Source organism: Ruminococcus callidus ATCC 27760, assembly GCF_000468015.1.
In the GTDB taxonomy this organism is placed as follows: domain Bacteria; phylum Bacillota; class Clostridia; order Oscillospirales; family Ruminococcaceae; genus Ruminococcus_C; species Ruminococcus_C callidus.
The window spans coordinates 1-3,730 of the sequence record NZ_KI260496.1 but is presented as its reverse complement, the minus strand read 5'-3'; the positions used below and the strand labels follow the sequence as shown (position 1 = coordinate 3,730).

General features: G+C 52.7%; 2 protein-coding genes. Both read right to left on the bottom strand.

Going from position 1 to position 3,730, the window contains the following annotated elements:
* Positions 1-168: 168 nt before the first annotated feature.
* Positions 169-1,746 carry an SH3 domain-containing protein gene (locus RUMCAL_RS13735; RefSeq protein ID WP_040648379.1) on the bottom strand — a complete coding sequence of 526 codons (1,578 nt, stop codon included), beginning with the start codon at positions 1,744-1,746 and terminating at the stop codon, positions 169-171.
* Positions 1,747-2,299: 553 nt separating this feature from the next.
* A complete protein-coding gene (locus tag RUMCAL_RS13730; protein WP_040648376.1) occupies positions 2,300-3,457 on the bottom strand; it encodes a hypothetical protein in 1,158 nt (385 codons plus the stop codon).
* Positions 3,458-3,730: the final 273 nt, after the last annotated feature.

Below are 3,730 nucleotides of genomic sequence, written 5' to 3'. Positions count from 1 at the left end.
TACGAGGGGGACCAGCGAAGCTGGTGGAGGGATTGGAAGTAAAATCTTTTGTTCAAGTTTAGGTGGTACTCAAATTAACAACAATTCACCACAAACAAAAAGCCCGCCGCATTCCATATGCCGGAATGCGGCGGGCTGTCGTTTTATCCAGTTTTTTCGCTGGTCACATTATGCGACCGGTAAAGAAGTGAAGCTTCTCAGCAAGTACTGCATCAGGACGGTCACATCTGTGATGTCCAGCTGGCTGTCCTTCTGGCAGTCGGAGTTGGCAAGCTGTGTATAGTTCAGCTGCACACTGCCGTTCAGGTACTTTTGCAGCAGCACAGCATCCAGAATGTCGATCGTTCCGTCACAGTTGACATCACCGTACAGCGAAACATATGCTTCGTCGACACGGTTCATATCGATCGGCGTGGTTTCTGCCGGTTCTGTGTCCTGCTGTGATGCAGCGGTGGTTGTGGTTTCAGCGGTTGTTGTAGTGGTTTCTGCCGGTGTGGTAGTTTCCTCTGTGGTCGTGGTCTGGGCAGCTGCCTGCTTCAGATAGTCCATAGAGCAGTAGCCGCTAATGCCGTTATAGGACACCGCTGCCCACTTGCCGTTGCCGGAAGTGACAGTCACCTGTGCCCCGTTGGGAATGCTGCCCACCTTGGAAGCGGACGTTGTGGGGGCACTGCGAATGTTCAGAGAAGATGCGTTCACACTGTAGGTGCCGGCATAGCTTTCGCTGAAATCCGAAGTGGCTGCGGTTGCCGCCGTGGTGGTGGTCTGTGCCGGAGCCGTGGTTTCTGCCGGTACGGTCGTCTGTGCGGCATTCTGCTTCAGGTAATCCATAGAGCAGTAGCCGCTGATGCCGTTATAGGACACCGCCGCCCAGCTGCCGTTGGCAGAAGTGACGGTTACCTGTGCCCCGTTGGGGAGTACGCCCACCTTTGCACCAGAGGTAGACGGTGTGCTGCGGACGTTCAGGGACGAAGCCGTCACCGTATATGTACCGGCATAGCTTTCCGAGAAATCGGAAGTGTCCGCAGAACCACCGCCGCTGCCGTTGTCCCCGCCGCCGGAAACCGAGGCATCGCCCCAGCCCAGCGAAACAATGGTGTTATAGGCATTGTTCAGACGGTCGGTGTAATAGCTGGAACTGTTCGCCAGTGCAGTGGTGTGCAGCTTTGACAGTGTCACGCTGCTGTAAGAGCCGCCGCCTGCCGCCGCGTTCAGGATCCGTTTTGCAACGCCCATGCCGCGGTTGTACAGTTCGGCATAATACACCAGCACGCCGGCGTTGGAGATGCCCAGATTCTGTCCGGCACTGATATAGCCCTGTACGTCACTGTATGCCAGTGCGTCCTGTTTGGACTTTCCGGCGGAGGTAGTCAGCAGGTTGGAAGCTGCTGTGCTCTCTGCACTGGAAAATGTACGGGAGTTCCAGTTGGAAGCATTCATCACATCGTTATAGAACGAGCTTCCCAGAATGGATTGTGCCGAGCCGGTGTCTGCGTTTGCGATCGAACGCATCAGCTGGAGGGCACGGTCTGCATGCCACTGTAACATACCGATGCTGACTGCACCGTTATCGTTGGGATTGATCGTACCATAGGTACCCTCGCTCCGAGAGATGATCTGTACAGCGGCTTTTGTCATTTCGTCCACGGAAACGGCAGACGCGGAAAACGTCACCGCAAAGGACGAAGCGACCAAAGCGAAAATAGTAAGACAGGATAAAACGACTGCCATGATTTTCTTACGCATAAAAACGCTCCTTTGAGAATTTTGCGTTGTCAGCAGTCGCTGCATCGCAGATGTACGGAGAAACCTGCCGCTGCAATGCGTTGTGCTGCACACGCCTGTCCGGTCCTGAAAGCGGAAGGGATACGCCGTGCTCTGCCGGCATTGTCCTGTCGGATCAAAGGATCTGTCACAGCCAGACGATCCGCCCCAGAACTTGTGTGCCGCCTGCATTGCCTCGCCCGCCTGTCTGTCACAGGCAAGGGCGAACGGCAGACATCATTTCCGTGAGAAGAGGTTGTCCCCTCACGGCGGTGGTCACCGTACAAATGCTATTATACCATGTTTGTAACCGTTTTGCAAGACTTTCCGGCAGGTTCTCCCCGAACTTTTGCATATCTGCACAATTTTTTATGTGGAAAAGTGTTGCTTTTCTACGAATTTCAGAGGAAACCGAGCAAGATTCTCCTATCCAAATTGTAACTTTTTCAGAGATTCTGTCATATTTTCGCCTGACAAAACAAAAAAAGTCCGGCGGCTGCCGGACTGGGAAAACTATTTTTCTAGGGAATTTGTCTTATTGCAGATGAATGCTGTTGATCAGCGTGTCTGCAAATTCTGCCGCACTGTCCTCACGGTAACAGTAACGAACCAGCAGCCACTTGGACTGATCGCCGGTTTTGTTGATGAGCCACGTCACGCTGGTGGTGGGATCTGCACCGGCTGTGTGATTGATGACCAGCTGATATGCCGCATAGCCCCACACGGTGCACTCCTTGGAGGTGACCAGTTCATTGCCGCCGGCACCTGTCCACATGGATTTGTACTGTTCCATTGCCGCATAGAATTCCGTATCGGAAACCGTCATGGACTTGGCTGCCACAATGGCATAGTCCCGATCGCGGTTCATGAACAGGTCATAGCCGTCATACTGGGAAGCCAGCGATTCCAGCCCGTAAAAATGGCTGGTGTCAGTGACCCGTTCCCACTTCTCAGGCAAATCGATCTGGTATCCAATGGTGTCGTTGGAATAGGACAGCGGCTCCGGTTCCGGTGCATCAGCCAACTGGTCGTTCTCTACCACATAGCCGGTTTCATTCAGATAGATGTGGTCTGCCAGCTGATCGCGGTAGTTCTGGAACTCGCCGGTCTTGTCCCGCATGGAAAAGACGTACATTTTGTCCTGTGCAGGACAGTTGACCGCCAGAATCGTCACATAGGTATCCTCTCCGGCAATTGTCCCCAGTGTTTCGCCCACAAACGCCTTACAGGGCATATTTTCCGCATGGGCAATTTCCGTTTCCCGAAAATATTGCAGCTGCGGCAGCGTGGTCGAAAAGTTAATCAGTTCGAACAGGTCGTCTTCCTGAAATTGGTTGAATTCTTCTTCCGGCTGGGCATCATACGCTGCGACAACAATGGCATCATCGCTTTCCGTGCCGTCAAAGGACAGTCTGCCGGAAACAGCAGAGTTGCCGGAGCCGGTTGTAAAGGTGTCCGGCACTTCTACCGCACACCCGATTCCGTCCATGGCATACGGTTTCAGCTGGAAATCCGCCTGTTCCACCGTCGGACGGTTCTCCGCATCAGCTGCTTCTGTGCTTTCTGATGCGGCACTGGTTTCCGCCTTTTGGGCAGCGTTTTTAGCAGGATACGACTTTCCGCAGCCGGTCACAGCCAGCAGTAATGCCGCCGCTGCTGCAATTCCCCCAAGGCAGGTTTTTCTCTGTATCATAGAAATGCATTCCTTTCTCATGTCATCTGTTCATCAGATTCTTTCTTTTTATCACAAATGCGACAAAAATAGAATACCATATTTTCTCGAAAAAGTCAAGTTCCAAAGAACAGAATGTTGCATTTTGTCAAGGCGGCACTGACTGGCAACAAAAAACCGCACCATCACCAGAGAACTCCGGCAATGATGCGGCGGCTTGCATTTGACATTTTTTGCAAGATATGATATACTAATAACTTGAGGGCATACCAATAACGGTAGGCGGTTTGTTTC